The following is a 17,224-nucleotide window of genomic DNA, read 5'->3' as shown; positions in this document are numbered from 1 at the left end:
TTGCAAGTTGTAACACTTAAAGAAACAAAAAAGCCCGCAAGATGCGGGCTGAAAGAAAAGTGCGGCAATGCCTGCACTAAACTGTGGCAAGTATCTGCAGCGCGGCAAGATGTTCCAGTTCTTCTGCAAGGCACAGGGCTTCGGCCAGGGTGCGCCCAAGGCAGCACAGGCCGTGCCCGGCCATCCACACGGCATCCTTGCTGCTGGCAGCCAGAGCCACGGCGTCTGCCAGCTCGGTAGTGCCGGGGGGAAGTGCCGGGGCAAAGCCCAGCTTGGCCCGCCATACTTCGGCTTCAAAAAGGGGCAGGCGCAAAAAGTCTTCCTGTCTGCCCGCCAGCCGCAGGCTCAAGGCGAGCAGTCGGCGGGGATGGGTGTGCAGAATGGCGTTGCAGTCCGGGCGAGTGCGGTAGATGGCGAGGTGCATGCCTGATTCGGTGGATGCGGGACCGCCGGATACAACAGCGCCAGTGGCGATGTCCATAAGGCAGCAGTCGGCGGCGGTCAGCCTGCCCTTGGCAGCGCCGCTGCGGGTGATGCAGACAAGCTCCGGCGTATGGCTGCCAAGCCTGCGGCTGGCGTTGCCGTTGCAGCCGGACAGCAGGCCCTGCTTCCATGCATCGCGGCAAACTGCGCGAAATTCTTCAACCATTTCAGAAGGGATGGAAGGTTGATCTTCTGGGATCGGCGCGGTTGTTGACCGCTGCGAGGTGATGCTCATGCGGGGTTTCCTTTGTTTTGCCATGCGCGCATGTCAGGCTTCCTGCCCTTTGCGTTCAAAGTGGTCAAAGCCGCGCATTTCCGCCAGAGTGTCCAGCGGCTCGTTGTTGCACACAATGCCGCCGCCCGCAGTCACAACGCCGATGCTTGTAAGGCGCGGTATGGCAGCATGCAGGGGGGGCAGCATGTCGGGTGCGCACGAACCAAGCAGGGCGTAATCCTCGCCGCCAAGCAGGGCCTCGTGTACGGGATTTTTGCCATTGGCCTCGGCATAGCCCACTACTTCCGGGTGCAGTTGCCCACGGGCCAGCATGATCTCCGCCCCCAGACTGCCGCGCGAGACCTGCCCCGCAGCGCTCAACTCGCCCGTAAGGCCAAGCAACCGGGGCAGATCACGCATGATGCCGTCAGAAACATCCATGAGCGCAGGCGGCCGGGCGTTGAATCCCGCCCGCGCCAGCATGAGGCCAGCGTCCACCTGCGGCTCGGGGTGCAGGTGCGCCGCGCAGGCGGCGGGCCACAGATCCAGGGCCGCGCGGCCCTGAGCTTCAAGAGCTTTGAGTCCCACGCGGGCAAGGCCCAGACGCCCCACCACAAAAAGCACATCGCCGGGCATGCTGCCGCCGCGCACAAGAAAGGTACCGGGGTCGGCGGGCTCGCCCCACACGGTCACAGAAATATGCAGCCGCTCGCAGCCGGAAAGGTCGCCCCCGGCTAGCACCATGTTGTGCTGCTTGGCAAGACCCGCCATGCCCGAGAAAAACGCGTCCAGCCACGGTTCGTCCACCCAGCCGGGCAGGCCGAGGCACAGGGTAAAGGCCGCGGGCCGCGCCCCGCAGGCCGCAAGATCGCTCACATTGACAGCCAGCGCCTTGTAGCCTGTTTCTTCAGGGGTAAAATACGAGCGGCGAAAATGCACGTCTTCCAGAAAAAGATCGCTGCTCACGGCAAGGGGCTTGCCGCCGCGCAGCACGGCGCAGTCATCGCCCCTGCCCAGCAGCAGGGAAGGCCCGGTTTGCGGAAAATGTCTGCCAAGACAGGCCAGAATGCCGTCTTCAGAAAGAGAGCCATGAGAAGCCGGGGATGCGTGGGGCGGAACCATATCAGCTCTCCAGAATCAGATATTCGCTCAGGATGACCTTGAGGCCGAAGCCGGGGAAATTCACCTGCACCTTGTCCGGCGGCAAATGACGCACGATCTTGCCGCGCCCGAAAATACGGTGACGGCAGTAACACAGTTCGCCATCGCCTGCGGCTTGTGGCCTTGAATTCCCCTGCGTGGGCACAGGAGCGGGTGCAGGATTCGTCAGAGGAGTGGCCTGCCTGCCCGCATCGTCTGGCGCAAGCTGGCAGTCGTCATAGGCATCGTGGCTCGGCGAGCGCTGCGGACGCGGCAAAAGCCCGCCAGAAAAGCCCTGCGCGCCGCTAGGCCCGCCAGCGGAAGGCATGGCGGTTTTACGCCCAAAACCTACGCCGCCCACGCTGCGGCGCGAAAGCACACCGCCAAACCCTTCAATCCATTCTTCAACCATGCCGGGTGCAAGCTCGCGCACAAAGGGGCTCTGGCTCACGTGCTGACTGCCGCGCTCCGCCCTGTTGTAGAGCGAGGCAGGGGCGTAGAGGTCAAGGCACTGGCGCGCGCGGGTGCAGGCCACGTACATGAGGCGGCGCTCTTCTTCAAAATCTTCTGGCCGGGCCAGTGCGTGGCGCGAAGGAAAGCGGTCTTCCACCAGATCAATGATCAGAACGGCGTTCCACTCCAGCCCCTTGGCCGAATGCACGGTGGAAAGGGTGATCTTGCCCTCGTTGCTGTCGGCGTCATCGTCTTCCGGCGCTTCAAGGGCAAGATCTGCCACAAAAAGATCCAGCTCGCTGTAGCCGGAGGCCATCTGGATGATTTCTTCCAACCCCTGCTGGCGGCGGGGCCAGTCTTCCGGGTAGAGGGCTTCGAGGCGGGGGCGGTAATGTTCAAGAACGGACGACAGCGTCCCCGATGGCGGCATGGGCCGGGCGCGCAGGTCGTCCACAAAGCGCATGTCTTCCAGAAAACCCGGATACTTGGCAAAGGCTTTTTCTGTGGATTTCTGGTCGCCGCTGCGGGCCACGGCATAGAGTTTTTCTACCGTCTTGGGGCCAATGCCGCTGTGCTGGGCCGCCACGCGGGCAAAGGCGGGCAGGTCGAGCGGGTTGAGCAGCAGGCGCGCGTAGGCGATAACATCCTTGACGTGGGCAGCCTCGGTATAGCGCAGCCCCCCGTATTTGCGAAAGGCAATGCCCGCCTGATTGAGGGCCATTTCCAGGTTATAGGAATGGAAGCCCGCGCGGAACAGCACCGCGATTTCGTGCGGCAGGTGGGTCGCCAGCAGTTCCTCAACCCGGCGCACCACCAGCTTGGCCTGACTCATGTCGCTGAGCGGCGTCACAAGGCGCACGGGGTCGCCGCCTTCCTTGCGCGTGAACAGGTTTTTGCGGAAGGATTCCGCAGCGTGGGAGAGCAGGTTGTTGGCCACATCCAGCACGGGCTTGGTGGATCGGTAGTTTTCTTCCAGCCGCACCACGCGCGCGCCGGGAAAAAGCGTGGGGAAGTCCAATATGTTGCGCACATTGGCACCGCGAAAAGCATAGATGGACTGGGCTTCGTCGCCCACAGCCATGACGTTGCCTGGGGGGCCGTCCAAGGGCCCTGCCAGCAGGCGCACAATGCGGGCCTGAACCAGGTTTGTATCCTGATACTCGTCAACGAGAATATGGCTGAACCTCTGCCGCAGCGAGGCGGCCGCCAGCGGATTTTCGCGCAGCAGGGCCTCAAGCTCGAACAGCAGATCATCGTAATCCAGCAGGCCCTTGTCGCGGCGGTAGGCATTGTAGGCATCGCCCAGCCGGGCCAGGCCATCGGCGTGGGGCAGCAGGTGAAAGGCCTCGCGTCGCAGCACTTCGTCCAGCGGCAGCTCCTTGTTGCGGGCCTTGCTCAGCAGCCCCACAATGCTCTGGGTTTTGGGAAACGACCTGTCGCCCTTGCCCAGCTTGAGCTGATCCTTGCAGTGCTTGACCGCCTCGTTGATGTCGGCGGAATCCATGACTGTAAAAGGTCTGTCGCCAAGCCAGTCGGGCTTCCAGCGCCGGAGCGCCCCAAAGCCAAAGGCGTGAAAGGTGCCGCCCTGCACGCCCGCAAGCCCCTGATTGAGCAACAGCCCCGCGCGGTGCAGCATTTCCTGCGCTGCCTTGCGGGTAAAGGTGAGCAGGAGCATGGCGTCAGGTTCGACGCCGTGCTCTGCCAGCCATGCCAGACGGTAGACGATGGTGCGGGTTTTGCCGCTGCCTGCGCCTGCCACAACCAGAACCGGGCCGTCGCCGCAGGTGGCTGCCTCGTACTGGGCTTCGTTAAGGGCTTGAGCGTAATCAATCATGTGCGCAGGGTAGCATAAGGCGGCAGCGCATACCAGAGCCGCGCAGGGGTGTTCCCCGCCCTTGACTTTGCCAGCGTCCGTCCCGAATATCGCGCAAAGAAAAGAAAAAGGACAAACATGCGCATTACGGAAAATGATTATATTGTGGGTGCCGGCGCAAGGCTGCCCCGCCGTCGCAGGCTGTTTCTGGCGCTCTTGCTGGGCATGATGGCCGCCTTTGGCCCGCTGTGTACCGATACCTATCTGCCAAGCCTGCCCGCCCTGGCGGCAGACCTTAATATCTCCACGGCAACAACCCAGTTGACCATCACGGCCTGTCTGCTGGGCATGGCCCTCGGTCAATTGTTTGTGGGGCCCATTTCAGATTCCACCGGGCGGCGCAAGCCGCTGTTCATGGCGCTGATCTTCTTTACGCTGGCTTCCATCTGTTGCGCAGCGGCCAAAACGGGCAACAGCTTTATTGCCCTGCGTTTTGCGCAGGGGCTTGGCGGGGCAGGGGGCATTGTGCTGGCCCGCGCCATGGCCTGCGACCTGTTTCGCGGGCCGGAGCTGACCAACTTCATGAGCCTGCTCATGGCGGTCAACGGCATTGCCCCCATTACCGGGCCGCTCTTGGGCGGCTGGCTGGCATCCCTGAGCGGCTGGCCCCTGATTTTTTATTTTCTGACGGGCTTTGGGGTGCTGCTGATCGTGCTGAGCGCCGTGGGCCTGCCCGAAACCCTGCCGGAAACCATGCGCCGCGAGGGGGGCTTGCGCGCCTCGTGGAAGGCCATGGGCGAGCTTTTGCGGCAAAAACCCTTCATGTGCTATGTGGGCGTGCAGGGTTTCACCATGGGCGGATTTTTCGGTTACGTGGCGGCCTCGCCCTTTGTGCTGCAGGGCATGTACGGCATCTCACCGCAGGGCTACAGCGTCATTTTTGGCTGCAACGCCTTGAGCGTCATGTTTGTTGCCCTTGCCACGGCCCGGCTGTCGCGCCGTTTTGGCGAAGCCCGTTTGCTGCAAATCGGCAACACGCTGCGCTGCGCGGCCTGCCTTGGCGTACTGGCCGTGACGGTGATAGCGCCAGCCTCGCCCTTGCCGCTGCTCGTGGGGCTGTTTTTCATGATCGCCCTCCAGGGCATGACGCTCCCCACCAGCTTTACCCTTGGCATCAGCGCGCAAAATGTGGGCGCGGGAACGGCCTCGGGCATTCTGGGCGTGGCGGTCTTTATTTTTGGCGCGTGCACCTCCCCTCTTGTGGGGCTGGCCGGGGGTGATACCGCCGTGCCGCTGGGTCTGGTGAGCGCCTGCACCGGGCTTGCCGCCTCAGTGCTTGGACAAGTTGGCAACAGCGAAATGCAAAAGCGCGCATTGCGGGAAAAGCAGGCCTGAGCCTGCTCGTTTCTAGCGGGGATCGGGCGGCATTGTTGCTGCAAATCAGCCCGCCGCATTGACGCGCTGTAGTCTGATGTTTACAACAAGTGGCGCTTGCGCTTTTTTTCGCCGCGCAGGGAGAACCGGATTCATGGATTGGGATGCCCATCTTTATGACCAGAGCCACGACTTTGTGGCAGCCTACGGTGAAAACCTGCTGGGGCTGCTGCCCGATGGTCTGGGCTTTGTTGTTGACGTAGGCTGCGGCACAGGCGCACTGACAGAAGCCTTGACCGCCAGAGCCGCCCGCGTGGTGGGCATTGACGCCTCGCCCGACATGATCGTGCAGGCCAGGATGCGTCTGCCGCGAGTGGAATTTCTGGTAATGGACGCCTGCGACATGCCGTGGAACGGCTGCGTGGACGCGCTGTTTTCCAACGCCGCGCTGCACTGGATAGAAGATCAGGAGCGCCTGACCTCCGTCATGGCGCGGGCGCTGCGCCCCGGCGGCCTGCTGGTGTGCGAATTTGGCGCGCAAGGCAATATCGGGCGTATCCGCGCTGCCTTTGGGGCGGCCTTTCAGGCCGTGCTGGCGGGGGAAGGCATTGGCCCGGCGCATCTGAACAGCGAGCGTTTTTATTTTCCCTCGGCGCAGGAATATGCGGCCCTGCTGAGCCGCCACGGGTTTTCCGTGCGGCTGGCGGAAGAATACGACAGGCCCACCCCTCTCAAAGGCGGGGAAGAAAGCCTTGCCCGCTGGATGGCCCAGTTTTTTGCCCAGGATCTGGATTGCGTGGCCCCAGAGGCTCAGGAAAAAGTTTTTGCCGCCGTGGCGGATGCCCTGCGCGCATCCATGTGGAATAACGGCGGTTGGATTGCTGATTATCGGCGGCTGCGGGTCGTGGCCGTAAAACACTAAGGGAGTCTCCATGCCCGAAGCTCAAGAACAATTTCAGAATGGCGTTGCCAAGGTTCTGGAAGCCGTAATGTTCGAGAACTGGCTGCGTTTTTATTTCATCTCTGAAAAACCCGAAGCCCCTGCCGCTGCGGACGGCCAGCCCGCCCTGTTCATCGCCGTGCCGGTCAAGGCCATGGAGCGCATCAGCGAGATGTTCCCCCGGCTGCTGCCCCTGGCAGAAGACATGAACGGTCAGGAAGTGACCTTTGAAACTTCCCGCCGCGCGGTCTGTAATTTTGTTCTGGCCCATGTGGACGGTCAGGTCATGCCCCGCGATACTGCGGCCATGATTTTTGAGAGCGCCACCTTCCAGGTGCAGATGCAGCTTTTCAACGCCTGGGTGCAGATGCACGAAGAACAGCTTGACCGCAACTTTGTGGATTTTGGCGGCTGGCAGAAACTCTTTGACGAATGGCGCAATACGCCCGCCGCGCGCGAACTGGCCGAAAAGCTTTCCCTTTCTTTGCAGGGTGCGGCTGTTGCGCCGGGCAAGGACACTGTGCAGTAGGCTGTGCAAGAAAATATTTTGTACAGTTTTGCGCCTTCCAGGCAGGGCGCAGGCACGAGGGGTTAAACATTTTTAACGCGCCTATTGCGAGGCTGTAAAAAATTACCAATAAAAAGCAGCAGGTTATATGATTATCCGTATGCTGCTTTTTGTGGCACGGCCATTGCAGCTTGGAAAGTACCTTCCTTTCTTTTGCTGACAGTCTCCTCCAACCAAAACGGCCTGCCTCCCCAAGCGGGCCGTTTTTTTATGTCAAATCACGGCAGGATCACATGCAAGACAAGTTTCTGGCTTCTGAATATCCCCAGTCTGCACCGGAGCAGGCAGGGTTTCACATTATCCCCGTTCCTCTGGAGCAGAGCGTTTCTTATGGCGGCGGCACGGTCAAAGGCCCTCAGGCCCTGCTTGCCGCCTCGCATCAGCTTGAAGCCTGGGAATGCGGATTCGCACCGGGCGAGTCAGGTTTTTTTACCGCTCAGGCCGTGGACTGCGCTGGCCCCATAACCGACACGCTTGACCGCATAGAGGCCGCTGTGGCCCATGCCATTGCCTGCGAGGCAGTGCCTGTGGTGTTGGGCGGCGAGCATACCGTGACGCTCGGGGCCTTGCGGGCACTTGCCCGGCAGGCTGAAAAAACGGGCGAACCCTTTGGCGTTGTGCAGTTTGACGCCCACGCCGACCTGCGGCCCCAGTATGAGGGCAGCCCCTTTTCACACGCCAGCGTCATGTACCGTGCCGTGGCCGACCTCGGCCTGCCGCTCACGCAGTTTGCCGTGCGCGATTTCTGCCGGGAAGAAGCCGAGATCCGCAAGAAGTTCAACGTCACCCATTACGACGCCTATTTCCTCGCCCGTGTGGGCCTGCCGGAGCTGCCCCTGCCAGAGGATTTCCCCAAAAATATTTACATCACCTTTGATGTGGACGGGCTTGATTCGTCCATCATGCCAGCAACAGGAACGCCCTCGCCCGGCGGCATCAACTGGCGCGAGGCCCAGTACATGCTGGAACGCTGCGTGGCGGGCCGCCGCGTGGTGGGGCTGGACGTGGTGGAACTGGCCCCCATTGAGGGCCTGCACCATGCGGACTTTACGGCTGCCAAGCTTACCCACCTCATCATGGGTCTGGCCCACGATGCCAACCAGAAGGAGGCTCAGTCATGAAGAACACCATAGTTACCTTCCGCGAGGCCAAAGGGCAGGAAAAGCTTGTCATGCTGACGGCTTATGACTACAGCACCGCGCGGGTCATGGATATGGCCGGGGTGGATGCCCTGCTTGTGGGCGATTCGCTGGGCATGGTGATGCTGGGCTATCCCGACACGCTTTCCGTCACGGTGGACGACATGGTGCGCCACTGCGCCGCCGTGGCGCGCGGTGCGCAAAAAGCCCTTGTGGTCTGCGACATGCCCTTTATGAGCTACCATGTTTCTGTGGAAGAAACCGTGCGCAACGCCGGGCGGCTCATGACAGAAGGCCGCGCTCAGGCGGTCAAGCTTGAAGGCGGCGCGGAATTTGCCGCAGAAGTGCGGGCGCTGACGCGGGCTTCCATCCCCGTCATGGGGCATCTTGGCCTCACGCCGCAATCGGTGAACGCTTTTGGCGGGTTCAAGGTGCAGGGCAAAAGCATGGCTGCAGCCCAGAAGCTGCTGGACGATGCCCGCGCCCTGCAAGAAGCCGGGGCTTTCGCCCTGGTGCTGGAATGCGTGCCCGCGCCCCTGGCCGAGCGCGTGACCCAGGCCCTGTCCATCCCGGTTATAGGCATTGGCGCAGGCGCTGGCTGCGATGGTCAGGTGCTGGTGTGGCAGGATATGACGGGTATGACCCTGAGCCACCTGCCGCGCTTCGTCAAACGTTTTGGCGAAGTGGGCGCAAGCCTGCGCTCAGCGGTGGAGGCCTATGCGCGTGAAGTGCGCGCAGGCGCGTTCCCCGGCGAGGATCACGGCTATCCCCTGCCGGAAGGCATGGAAAAGACGCTGAAAAAGTTGAAATAACGCTGCCGTGTCACAGAGATTTGAAAGCAAGACGCCCGCGATTGCGGGCGTCTTGCTTTTTCCGGCTGGCAGTCTCAACGCCGGTGAAAATCCACAGGAACGCGCACACGGGAGCCAGCCTTGTTGCTGAACAGCAAAAAGCCCTGCTCCAGACCGTGCAGATAAAGGCGGCGGGTGATGTCCACATCCTTGCGGCAATACGTGGCGATATCTTCCAGCTTTCCTTCCTTCCACCATTGCAGGGCTTGCAGGCCGTCGGCGCTCTTGGGTTCGCCCAGGGTGGCCTGCCCCAGATTGTCCAGTGGAAGGCGGTAGTTCAGGCGTTCGTACACGCGCTGCAAAAGATCAAGACTGGGCAGGGTGCGCAGATCAAATGGCGCAAAGGGCGAGAGCACGGCGTAGTCAAAGCGCAGGTTGTTGAAGCCCACCACAAGGTCGCTCCCGCGCAGGCGTTCGAACAATGCGGGCAGTTCCTTCTGCTGATAGGAGAAATAGTCGTCCGCCTTGCTGTCGTAGGCCACGGCAACACTCACGCCCATGCGGTCGGCCCGGTTCCAGCCGCCCACTTCGGCGGCGGAGCGCCGGGTTTCGACGTCAAAGACCACAAAATTTTTTGGCGGCGGCACGGGAATGTGCGTCAGCAGGCCTGCGGCGTCAAAGGTATTTGTCCCTTGAGCGTCCGGCGCGCTGCTGGCCTCCCTCTGAGGCGTGGGGGCGCTGCCGCTGGAGCCGGACTGCGCAACGCCGTTAGCGCCGAACAGGCTGTTCTGATTGTCCGGCGCGGAGTGCTTTTTGCTCATGGATTGTTCCTCCATTGCAGTGTGCGCGGCTTTGGGCTGGCTGCCTTCATTGATGAAATCCAGAGCCGAAACCGCAGGCCGGGGCGCTGCCGCCAGGGCAGAGGCTGCGTCCAACGATTCCATATCCAGCCTGTCAGGAGCGGGGCTGATGCGCAGGTCGCTGCACAGGGCATAGCCTTCCGTGCCGGGGGCCAGCATTTCGCGCAGCAGCTCCAGCGCGCCGATCTTGCTGATGGGTCTGTTGCCGGATCCGCACTTGGGCGAATGCACGCAGGAGGGGCAGCCGTCCTCGCAGGGGCAGGCGGCAACAGCCTTGAAGGTGGCTTCCAGCAGGCCCCGCGCATCGGGAAAGGCCTGACGGGTCAGACCCGCCCCACCCGGCAGACCGTCGTAAATAAATACGCCCGACAGTCCGGTTTGGGCATGCAGCGGGGTGGAAATGCCGCCAAAGTCGTTGCGGTCGGCCATGATGAGCAGGGGCAGCAGGCCAATGGCAGCATGCTCAAGGGCGTGGATAGAGCCCATGTAGTGCAGAAAGCGTTCTTCCAGCGAGGCCCGGATGCTGTCTGGTATGACATACCACAGACCCTCGGTTTCAAAAACCTGCGGCGGCGCGGCAAGCGGCGTGATGGTGAGCAGGCGGTTGCCCGATGTGGAGCGCTTTTCATACCCGGTCACAGTGTCGGTAATGCGCAGGCGGCCACGGCAGACCAGCACGCGGCCCAGTGATGTGCGCTCAATTTCTTCAAGAATGTCCGTGCTTTTTTGCCCGCGTGTGCGCGTAAACCACGAGACCTTGGCAGCCTTGGCCACAATGCGGGCGCGGGCCGGGTCCATCTCTTCAATCACATAGCTGCGGCCCCGGTGCAGGTAAACAGCGCCGGGGTGCGTCTCCTGCCATGCGCGAAAGCCATCCACAGAGCCGATGATCTGGCCGTCCTGATCTTCAATGCTGAAGGTCTGGCCTGTGCCGCGCAAATCCACATGCCGCTGGGGTCGCTTGCGGGCGGCCAGCAGTTGGGTGCCGTCCGCCGATTGCAGCAATAGGCCCTTGGCGTTGAGCGCGCGGGCGGCGGCGCGGGCAGCAGGGCTTGCCAGCATGGCTTCACCGGGGGTGAGGGGCATTTCTGCCGCCGCGCACTCCAGATGGCGGGTCAAAATGACCTCGTTGTCCGGGTTGACCACGGCTTTTTCCGCAGGGCGGCTGAAAAAGTCTTCGGGATTACGAGCAAAATACTGATCCAGCGCATCCTCGCCCGCCACCACGATAACGGCGGATTCCTGCTGCGCGCGGCCCACGCGCCCGCCGCGTTGCAGGGTGGACATGACCGTGCCGGGGTAGCCCACTAGAATGCACACGTCCAGCCCGCCAATGTCTATGCCCAGTTCCAGCGCGCTGGTGCTGACCACGGCCAGCAACTCGCCCGAGGCCATGCGGGCCTCGATGCCGCGTCTTTCCTCTGGCAGAAAGCCCGCGCGATAGGCGGAAATTCGCTCGGAAAATACGCCAGATTGCCCGGCCCACAGGCTGATAAGTTCTGTCATGCGCCGCGAGCGGCAGTAGACTATGGTGCGCAGGTTGCGGGCCAGCGCCGCCTTGAGCAGGTCAATAGCCGCAGTAGCGGGGCTTTGTTCCGGATTAAGAAAAACAAAGTGCCTTGGCCCCTGCGGCGCGCCGGACTGGTCAATAACCACTGGCGCATCCGCTGTGCGGGTGGCAGAAGCAGAGGAAGGAACCGGAGACGGGGAATCTGTAGCAAGGATAGGCGCGGCGGCAGGCGCATCCGTGCCGGTCAGCGCTGCCGCCAGTTCGCCGGGATTGCCCACAGTGGCCGTGCACAGCACATAGACGGGCCGCGCGCCGTAGCGTCCGGCGATGCGGTTGAGCCGCCGGAACACCTGGGCCATGTGCGCCCCAAACACGCCCCGGTAGGTATGGGCCTCGTCCACAACCACATGGCTCAGGCCCGCCAGAAATTCCGCCCATTGCTCGTGGTGAGGCAGAATGCCGAGATGCAGCATCTCGGGATTGCTGATAAGCACCGTGGGCGGATTGCGCCGGATTTTGCGCCGAAAATGGTCGGTGGTGTCGCCATCATACAGGGCGGCAGTGGGGCGGGCCTCCTTGGGCCAGCCCTCCACCAGAGCGTTGAACGCGCCAAGCTGATCCTGCGCCAGAGCCTTGAGCGGGAAGAGATACAGGGCGCGGGCGTCACGGTCGCGCAGGTAGCGGTCGAGCACGGGCAGGTTGTAGATAAGGCTTTTGCCGCTGGCCGTGGGCGTGGCTGCAACAATGGAATGCCCGGCGCGGATGTGGTCTGTGGCAAGGGCCTGATGGCTGTAAAGCCCGTTGATGCCGCGCTGCTCCAGGGCACGGCTGATGGCAGCGGGCCAGGGCAGGCGTGTGGGCGCGTAGCATGGCTCCACCGGCGGAAAGAGCTTGTGGCACGTGACCTGCGCACCCAGCTTTTCTGACGCCAGCAGTGCCACGATATATTCTCCCACAGACACCGTGCAGTGACCTATTCCGCAGTGCCGGGCTTGAGGCTGCGCAGCACGCGGGCGGGAGCGCCAGCGGCAAGGCAGAAGGGCGGCACATCTCGCGTGACCACGCTGCCAGCGCCGATGATGGCCCCCTCGCCAATGGTTACGCCCTTGAGGATAAGGCAGTTCATGCCAATCCACACGTAGTCGCCAATGGTTACCGGGCGGTCGCCTTCCATGCCGGGTTCTGTGGCGCGGGCTTCCGGCGGCCAGTGGGCGTGAAAGTCGGAATCCACCATAATACAGTTGGGCCCAACCATGACCTGACGCTCAAGGCGTATGACCGTGGAGCGGGCGGTGATGGATGTGCCGCTCAACTGGCAGCCGGGGCCGATTTCAATGCTGGCTCCTGGGCCAAAGGTGCGCAGACGCACGGGATGGGCCAGAGCCGCAGCAGTGGCCCGCCGCCAGGAAGAAATAAGGCTTGCGCCAGCACCGATGCTCATGCGGCTGCCTGGCCAGCGCAGCAGGCCCACAGGCCCGTGGGCTGACACGCCAGCACCCACCTGCACGCCCAGCGCAAGGGCCTTGAGCCGCAGGCGCAGGGTGCCCCAGAACGCGCCGTTGACGCGCATGATCTGCAAACACAGGTAGCTTATGACGTTGGAAGGGGTGAGGCCCCGTTCCAGAACTTTTTTCAGAATACTCATGGCTTGTCCGTTGTTGACGTGTGCCGGAAAGGGCGTGGAGGCAAGCGACCCTCCCGCTGCAAGGCATCATGCCAGAGTCGGGCCATATGGTCGAGTGGAGCGGAGGAGCCTGTCCCGCGAGGAGCAGCGCGTGGCGCGCTCACCGCAGATTGCCGAGGGTCTCTTTTCTTGACGCCAGGGGCAATGAATGGTAAATTGAAAATGAATGTTATTTTTAAATTATACAGTTTTTTAAAGGTTCTCCCGGAGGCGCAATGGATTCAGTTATTCCTCTCACGTCCCTCAAGGTGGGCGAGATGGCTCGTATTGTCAGCATCAATGCACGGGGCGAACTTGCGCGGCGCATCCGAGACATGGGGCTGGGGTCTGGCATGCCTGTTTCTGTGGTGGGCTATGCCCCCCTGCGCGACCCTCTGGCCTTGCGTTGCGCGGAAGTAACCATTGCCCTGCGCCGCAGGGAGGCCGGGGCCATCATGGTGCAGCCCGCCGCCGCGACAAACAATTAGCGCACGTTCTTCAGGTTTGTCCGATGTGTGTTCAGACGCTCTGCTTTTTAGCGGGGCGTTTTTTCATGCTGCAAAGGCAGGCCAGCCACCTGCGATCAGGAGTCTCTGCGTGTACAGAGCGGCGGTGCCAGTTCGGCAACAGTGGCTGAATCCAGTGTGTTGGGGTCGTGATCTTTCACAAACTGCGTGGCAAAATCCACAAATGTGGCGGCAGCGTCCGAGAGTTTGCGGGCAGCAGGCAGGTACATCTGCATTTCCCGGTACAGTACTGGGTCGTGCAGGAGGGTAGCCACAAGACCATAGCCCCGTGCCAGCATCAGCGAAAACCGTCCAGCCAGTGCAACGCCGCAACCTGCTGCGGCCAGAGCAAAGGCTGTTGGCATCTGGTTGACCACATGGCCAATGGTAAACGGCGGCTGCGTACCCACGTCCGCGGCGATATAGCCCACTGATTCCCTGCCCACCGCAACCACGGGAACCTTTTTAACCTCGCTCCAGGTGCTGTGCCTCCCTGCCAGCGGGTGATCCGGGCGTGAGAGCATGCTCACAGGGGTGGTAAAAAAATGGCGGGCGATAATGTCTGTCTCAGGCAGGCGGGCCGGGCCAAAACCGACTTCTGCATCCCCTTGCTGTATACTTGATTGTACCAGCGCCATGGGCTGATCCACCAGCTCGACACGTATGGCGGGTTGGGCCCTCTTGAAGTGCGCGAGCAGCAGCGGCAACAGTGTGCAGGCTATGAGCGGCGCGCCAACAACGCGCACTCTGCCCGCGCGCAGACTGCTAAGATCTGCGGCGTATTTCTCCATAAGCAAGAATTCGTGAAAGGCCTTTTGGGCCAGCGTGTACATCTCCCGTCCATCGGGGGACAGTGAGACGAAGCGCGACGTACGGTCAAAAAGTGGCACGCCAACCTGCGCCTCAAGATCCTTGATGAGGTTGCTTACGGCACTTTGGGTTATGTGCAAGGAAGCCCCTGCAGCAGTGAAGCTGCGAAGGTTTGCAACCGTCAGAAATGCCTCAATTTGCCGCAGCGTCAATTGCATGAGTTTTCCCTTTCATTTAGCTGTTTCAATAACTTTATCTTATTAATCGACAAATAAAAACAATTTTACCCATCTGGATTTACGCAGCATAGTCGTGACAATAAAAATTCCATATGGGCAATACCGGTAGCCTGCAATGGGAACGAATTGACTGATAACGGCGTAATATGATTACAGCAAATGCGCATTGGCTGCTCATAGAGAAACCGCCAAAGGGAGAGCATATGAGTGAAGGCGTTATTTCCCCTGCAAATGCAGTAAAGGATGTGGGCGAAGAACCGACAAAAAAGCGGTTCATCGTTGTATTCTGTCTGTTTATCGGGATATTCATAGCATACCTTGACCGCGTTAACGTTTCGGTCTTGGCCGCCAACGATCCTTTTCTTATTGAAATGGGCATCAAAGGCGCACCCGTTCAGATTGGCATGATGATGTCCGTATTTCTTGCGGCCTATGGCGTTGCAAACGTGCTGCTGGCCCCCATAGGCGACTATTTGGGGCCGCGCAAATCCATGATGCTCTGTATCGGCCTTTGGACGGCCTCCCTGTTCCTGGGCGGCATTGCCTCCACATTTGCGATCATCATCGTCAGCCGCATTATGCTGGGCGTTGGCGAAGGCATGTATTACCCGCTACAGAGTGTTTTTGTAAAAAATTGGTTTCCCCGGCAGGAACGCGGGCGGGCCAACGCCGCCTGGGTTGTGGGGCAATCTGTCGCTCCGGCTCTGGCTATGCCGTTTTTTGCTTATCTTATTGGTAACTACGGCTGGAGAGCCAATTTCCATTTTTGCCTTGCTGTGGGTTTGATCCCTCTGTACCTGCTGTGGCGGCATACGGCGGATACCCCGAGGCAGCATAAAAGCATCAACAAGGCAGAACTGGCTCACATTGAAGAGGGGCAGGAAGTTTCGGCGACCAATGAAGTTGCGTTGCCGCTGGGGCAGCGTCTCAAGGGATTCATCGGCAATTACCGGTACTGGCTTTTGGTGTTTTGGTACTTGTGCCTCCAATGCATGTACTGGGGCCTGATAACCTGGTTGCCGAGCTACCTCAAATCAGCCAGAGGGTTCAGCTGGAGCGAAATGGGCTGGATGGCGTCCTTGCCCTTTGTGCTTTCCATTATCTTTAAGGTGTCCTGCGGATTTTTGACGGACAAGATAGGCAGAAGCGCGCCAATTCTGATGGCAGCCATGTTTTTTGCCGGTTGCTGCGTTTATCTGGGTGCGGTCACTGAGCAAAAATATCTCTCCGCCATATTGCTGTCTCTGGCTGTGGCATTCTGCACCATGGGAACGCCGGTGGCCTGGACGTTGCTGCAAGGGCTGATTCCCGGCCCGTCCATGTCTACAGCGTCAGGCATAATGAACGGCCTTGCCAACGGGCTTGCATCGCTTGCGCCCGCCATGATCGGATTTTTCATAAACACTACCGGCCAGTACAGCGGCGGCCTGCTCTGCCTTGTATTCACAGGAGCGGCGGCAACCATCGCTGCGGGCGTTCTTGCAGTCAAACGCTATTAGCGGCGCTGCTCACAGGAGAATAATGATGAAGATTACGAGTATTGATATTATTGATGTGGCCAATGACTTCAGTTCCGCTACCAGCAAGTGGCGTCCGGTTGTTGTTCGGGTAAATACGGATGAAGGCATCAGCGGTTTTGGCGAAGTGGGCCTTGCATACGGCGTGGGCGCTTCTGGCGGATTTGGCATGGCCAAGGATCTGGCCCAGATTCTCATTGGCATGGACCCCATGTGCAACGAAGCAATATGGGAAAAGATGTTGCGCAAGACATTTTGGGGACAGGGCGGCGGCGGTATTTTTTCCGCTGCCATGAGCGGCCTTGACCTTGCCATGTGGGACATCAAGGGTAAGGCTCTCGGCGTCCCAGTGTATCAGCTACTTGGCGGCAAAACGCGCAGCAAGATACGAGCTTATGCCAGCCAGTTGCAGTTCGGCTGGGGTTCCGGCAAGGACAAGGCCATGCTTGTTGATCCCCAGGCCTATGCGGAAACCGCGCTTATCGCTCAGGAAGAAGGATACGATGCCCTTAAGGTGGACGTTCTCGCCATGGACGGGCAGGGCAACTGGAACCAGCAGGATCTTTCAGGCGTACTGCCCGACAGGGTGCTGCGCCGGGGCTATGACCGCCTTGCAGCCATGCGCAAGGCGGTTGGGCCGGATATGGATATCATTGTTGAAATGCATTCTTTTACGTCCACCATTGCAGCCATTCAGTTTGGCCGCATGATCACCGAGCTGGGCGTCCTGTATTACGAAGAACCCGTCATGCCTCTGAACCCCAAGCAGATGAAGAAGGTTGCGGACAATGTGCCGATTCCCATCGCTGCCGGTGAGCGCATTTACTGGCGCTGGGGCTACCGTCCCTTCCTTGAAGAAGGTTCTGTGAGCGTCATTCAGCCTGATATCTGCACCTGCGGCGGCATCACTGAAGTAAAGAAAATCTGCGATATGGCCCATGTTTACGATGCGACCGTCCAGATCCACGTATGCGGCGGACCTATTTCGACCGCTGCGGCCTTACATATGGAGGCGGCTATCCCCAACTTCATGATCCATGAGTTGCACCGCTACGCCTTGCTAGAGCCCAATACCAGAACGTGCGTGCACAACTACATGCCCGAAAAGGGAATGTACTCCGTGCCCGAACTGCCCGGCCTGGGCCAGGAATTGACGCCGGAAACCATCGCGGCTTCAACAGTTGTAACGGTGAAGTAAGTTATA

At 60.6% G+C, this 17,224-nt stretch carries 14 protein-coding genes; 8 read left to right on the top strand and 6 right to left on the bottom strand.

All coding sequences use genetic code 11. From position 1 onward, the window contains the following. Positions 1-76: 76 nt before the first annotated feature. From NE637_RS05625 to NE637_RS05615, 3 genes are read right to left on the bottom strand one after another with little or no spacing between them, the layout of a single operon-like run. The gene (locus tag NE637_RS05625; protein WP_215648186.1) at positions 77-718 is read right to left on the bottom strand and encodes a class II aldolase/adducin family protein; all 642 of its coding nucleotides are present in this window, start codon (positions 716-718) and stop codon (positions 77-79) included. A gap of 33 nt (positions 719-751) precedes the next feature. Beyond that, positions 752-1,819, bottom strand: a complete 1,068-nt coding sequence (gene thiL / locus NE637_RS05620; RefSeq protein WP_215648187.1) for a thiamine-phosphate kinase — start codon at positions 1,817-1,819, stop codon at positions 752-754. A gap of 1 nt (position 1,820) precedes the next feature. Next, a complete protein-coding gene (locus NE637_RS05615) occupies positions 1,821-4,124 on the bottom strand; it encodes an ATP-dependent helicase (RefSeq protein WP_227118680.1) in 2,304 nt (767 codons plus the stop codon). Positions 4,125-4,241: 117 nt separating this feature from the next. Here NE637_RS05615 and NE637_RS05610 point away from each other — a divergent pair, with 117 nt between their 5' ends. From NE637_RS05610 to panB, 5 genes are all read left to right on the top strand, one after another. Continuing rightward, complete coding sequence (locus NE637_RS05610; protein WP_227118681.1) at positions 4,242-5,498, top strand: multidrug effflux MFS transporter; 1,257 nt, start codon at positions 4,242-4,244, stop codon at positions 5,496-5,498. Between the two features lie 133 nt (positions 5,499-5,631). Then, positions 5,632-6,399, top strand: coding sequence for a class I SAM-dependent methyltransferase (locus tag NE637_RS05605; RefSeq protein ID WP_227118682.1), 768 nt, complete (start codon positions 5,632-5,634; stop codon positions 6,397-6,399). 10 nt (positions 6,400-6,409) lie between these two features. After that, on the top strand, positions 6,410-6,946 hold the full coding sequence (locus NE637_RS05600) for a hypothetical protein (protein WP_227118683.1): 537 nt from the start codon (positions 6,410-6,412) through the stop codon (positions 6,944-6,946). Between the two features lie 272 nt (positions 6,947-7,218). Next, on the top strand, positions 7,219-8,106 hold the full coding sequence (gene speB, locus NE637_RS05595; protein ID WP_192112600.1) for an agmatinase: 888 nt from the start codon (positions 7,219-7,221) through the stop codon (positions 8,104-8,106). Beyond that, positions 8,103-8,936 carry a 3-methyl-2-oxobutanoate hydroxymethyltransferase gene (panB, locus tag NE637_RS05590; RefSeq protein ID WP_215648191.1) on the top strand — a complete coding sequence of 278 codons (834 nt, stop codon included), beginning with the start codon at positions 8,103-8,105 and terminating at the stop codon, positions 8,934-8,936. Before speB ends, panB begins: the two co-directional genes overlap by 4 nt. 74 nt (positions 8,937-9,010) lie before the next feature. Here panB and NE637_RS05585 read toward each other — a convergent pair whose 3' ends face one another. Continuing rightward, on the bottom strand, positions 9,011-12,226 hold the full coding sequence (locus NE637_RS05585) for a DEAD/DEAH box helicase (protein WP_227118684.1): 3,216 nt from the start codon (positions 12,224-12,226) through the stop codon (positions 9,011-9,013). 32 nt (positions 12,227-12,258) lie between these two features. Then, positions 12,259-12,930, bottom strand: a complete 672-nt coding sequence (locus tag NE637_RS05580; RefSeq protein ID WP_227118685.1) for an acyltransferase — start codon at positions 12,928-12,930, stop codon at positions 12,259-12,261. Positions 12,931-13,184: 254 nt separating this feature from the next. On the opposite strand from NE637_RS05580, the gene NE637_RS05575 reads away from it, so the two are divergent. Then, positions 13,185-13,436 carry a FeoA family protein gene (locus NE637_RS05575; protein ID WP_192112604.1) on the top strand — a complete coding sequence of 84 codons (252 nt, stop codon included), beginning with the start codon at positions 13,185-13,187 and terminating at the stop codon, positions 13,434-13,436. Between the two features lie 95 nt (positions 13,437-13,531). Here NE637_RS05575 and NE637_RS05570 read toward each other — a convergent pair whose 3' ends face one another. Next, entirely contained in the window at positions 13,532-14,482 is a 951-nt protein-coding gene (locus NE637_RS05570; protein WP_227118686.1) for a LysR family transcriptional regulator, read from the bottom strand. Between the two features lie 224 nt (positions 14,483-14,706). Between NE637_RS05570 and NE637_RS05565 the strand changes: the two genes are divergently transcribed. Further along, positions 14,707-16,002 carry an MFS transporter gene (locus tag NE637_RS05565; protein WP_227118687.1) on the top strand — a complete coding sequence of 432 codons (1,296 nt, stop codon included), beginning with the start codon at positions 14,707-14,709 and terminating at the stop codon, positions 16,000-16,002. 22 nt (positions 16,003-16,024) lie between these two features. After that, positions 16,025-17,218 (top strand): mandelate racemase/muconate lactonizing enzyme family protein, encoded by a 1,194-nt coding sequence (locus NE637_RS05560; protein ID WP_227118688.1) that lies wholly within the window; start codon positions 16,025-16,027, stop codon positions 17,216-17,218. Positions 17,219-17,224: the final 6 nt, after the last annotated feature.

Source organism: Desulfovibrio desulfuricans (genome assembly GCF_024460775.1).
Taxonomy (GTDB): domain Bacteria; phylum Desulfobacterota; class Desulfovibrionia; order Desulfovibrionales; family Desulfovibrionaceae; genus Desulfovibrio; species Desulfovibrio desulfuricans_E.
The sequence above is the reverse complement of the archived record's forward strand: the minus strand, read 5'-3'. Positions and strand labels throughout refer to the sequence as shown.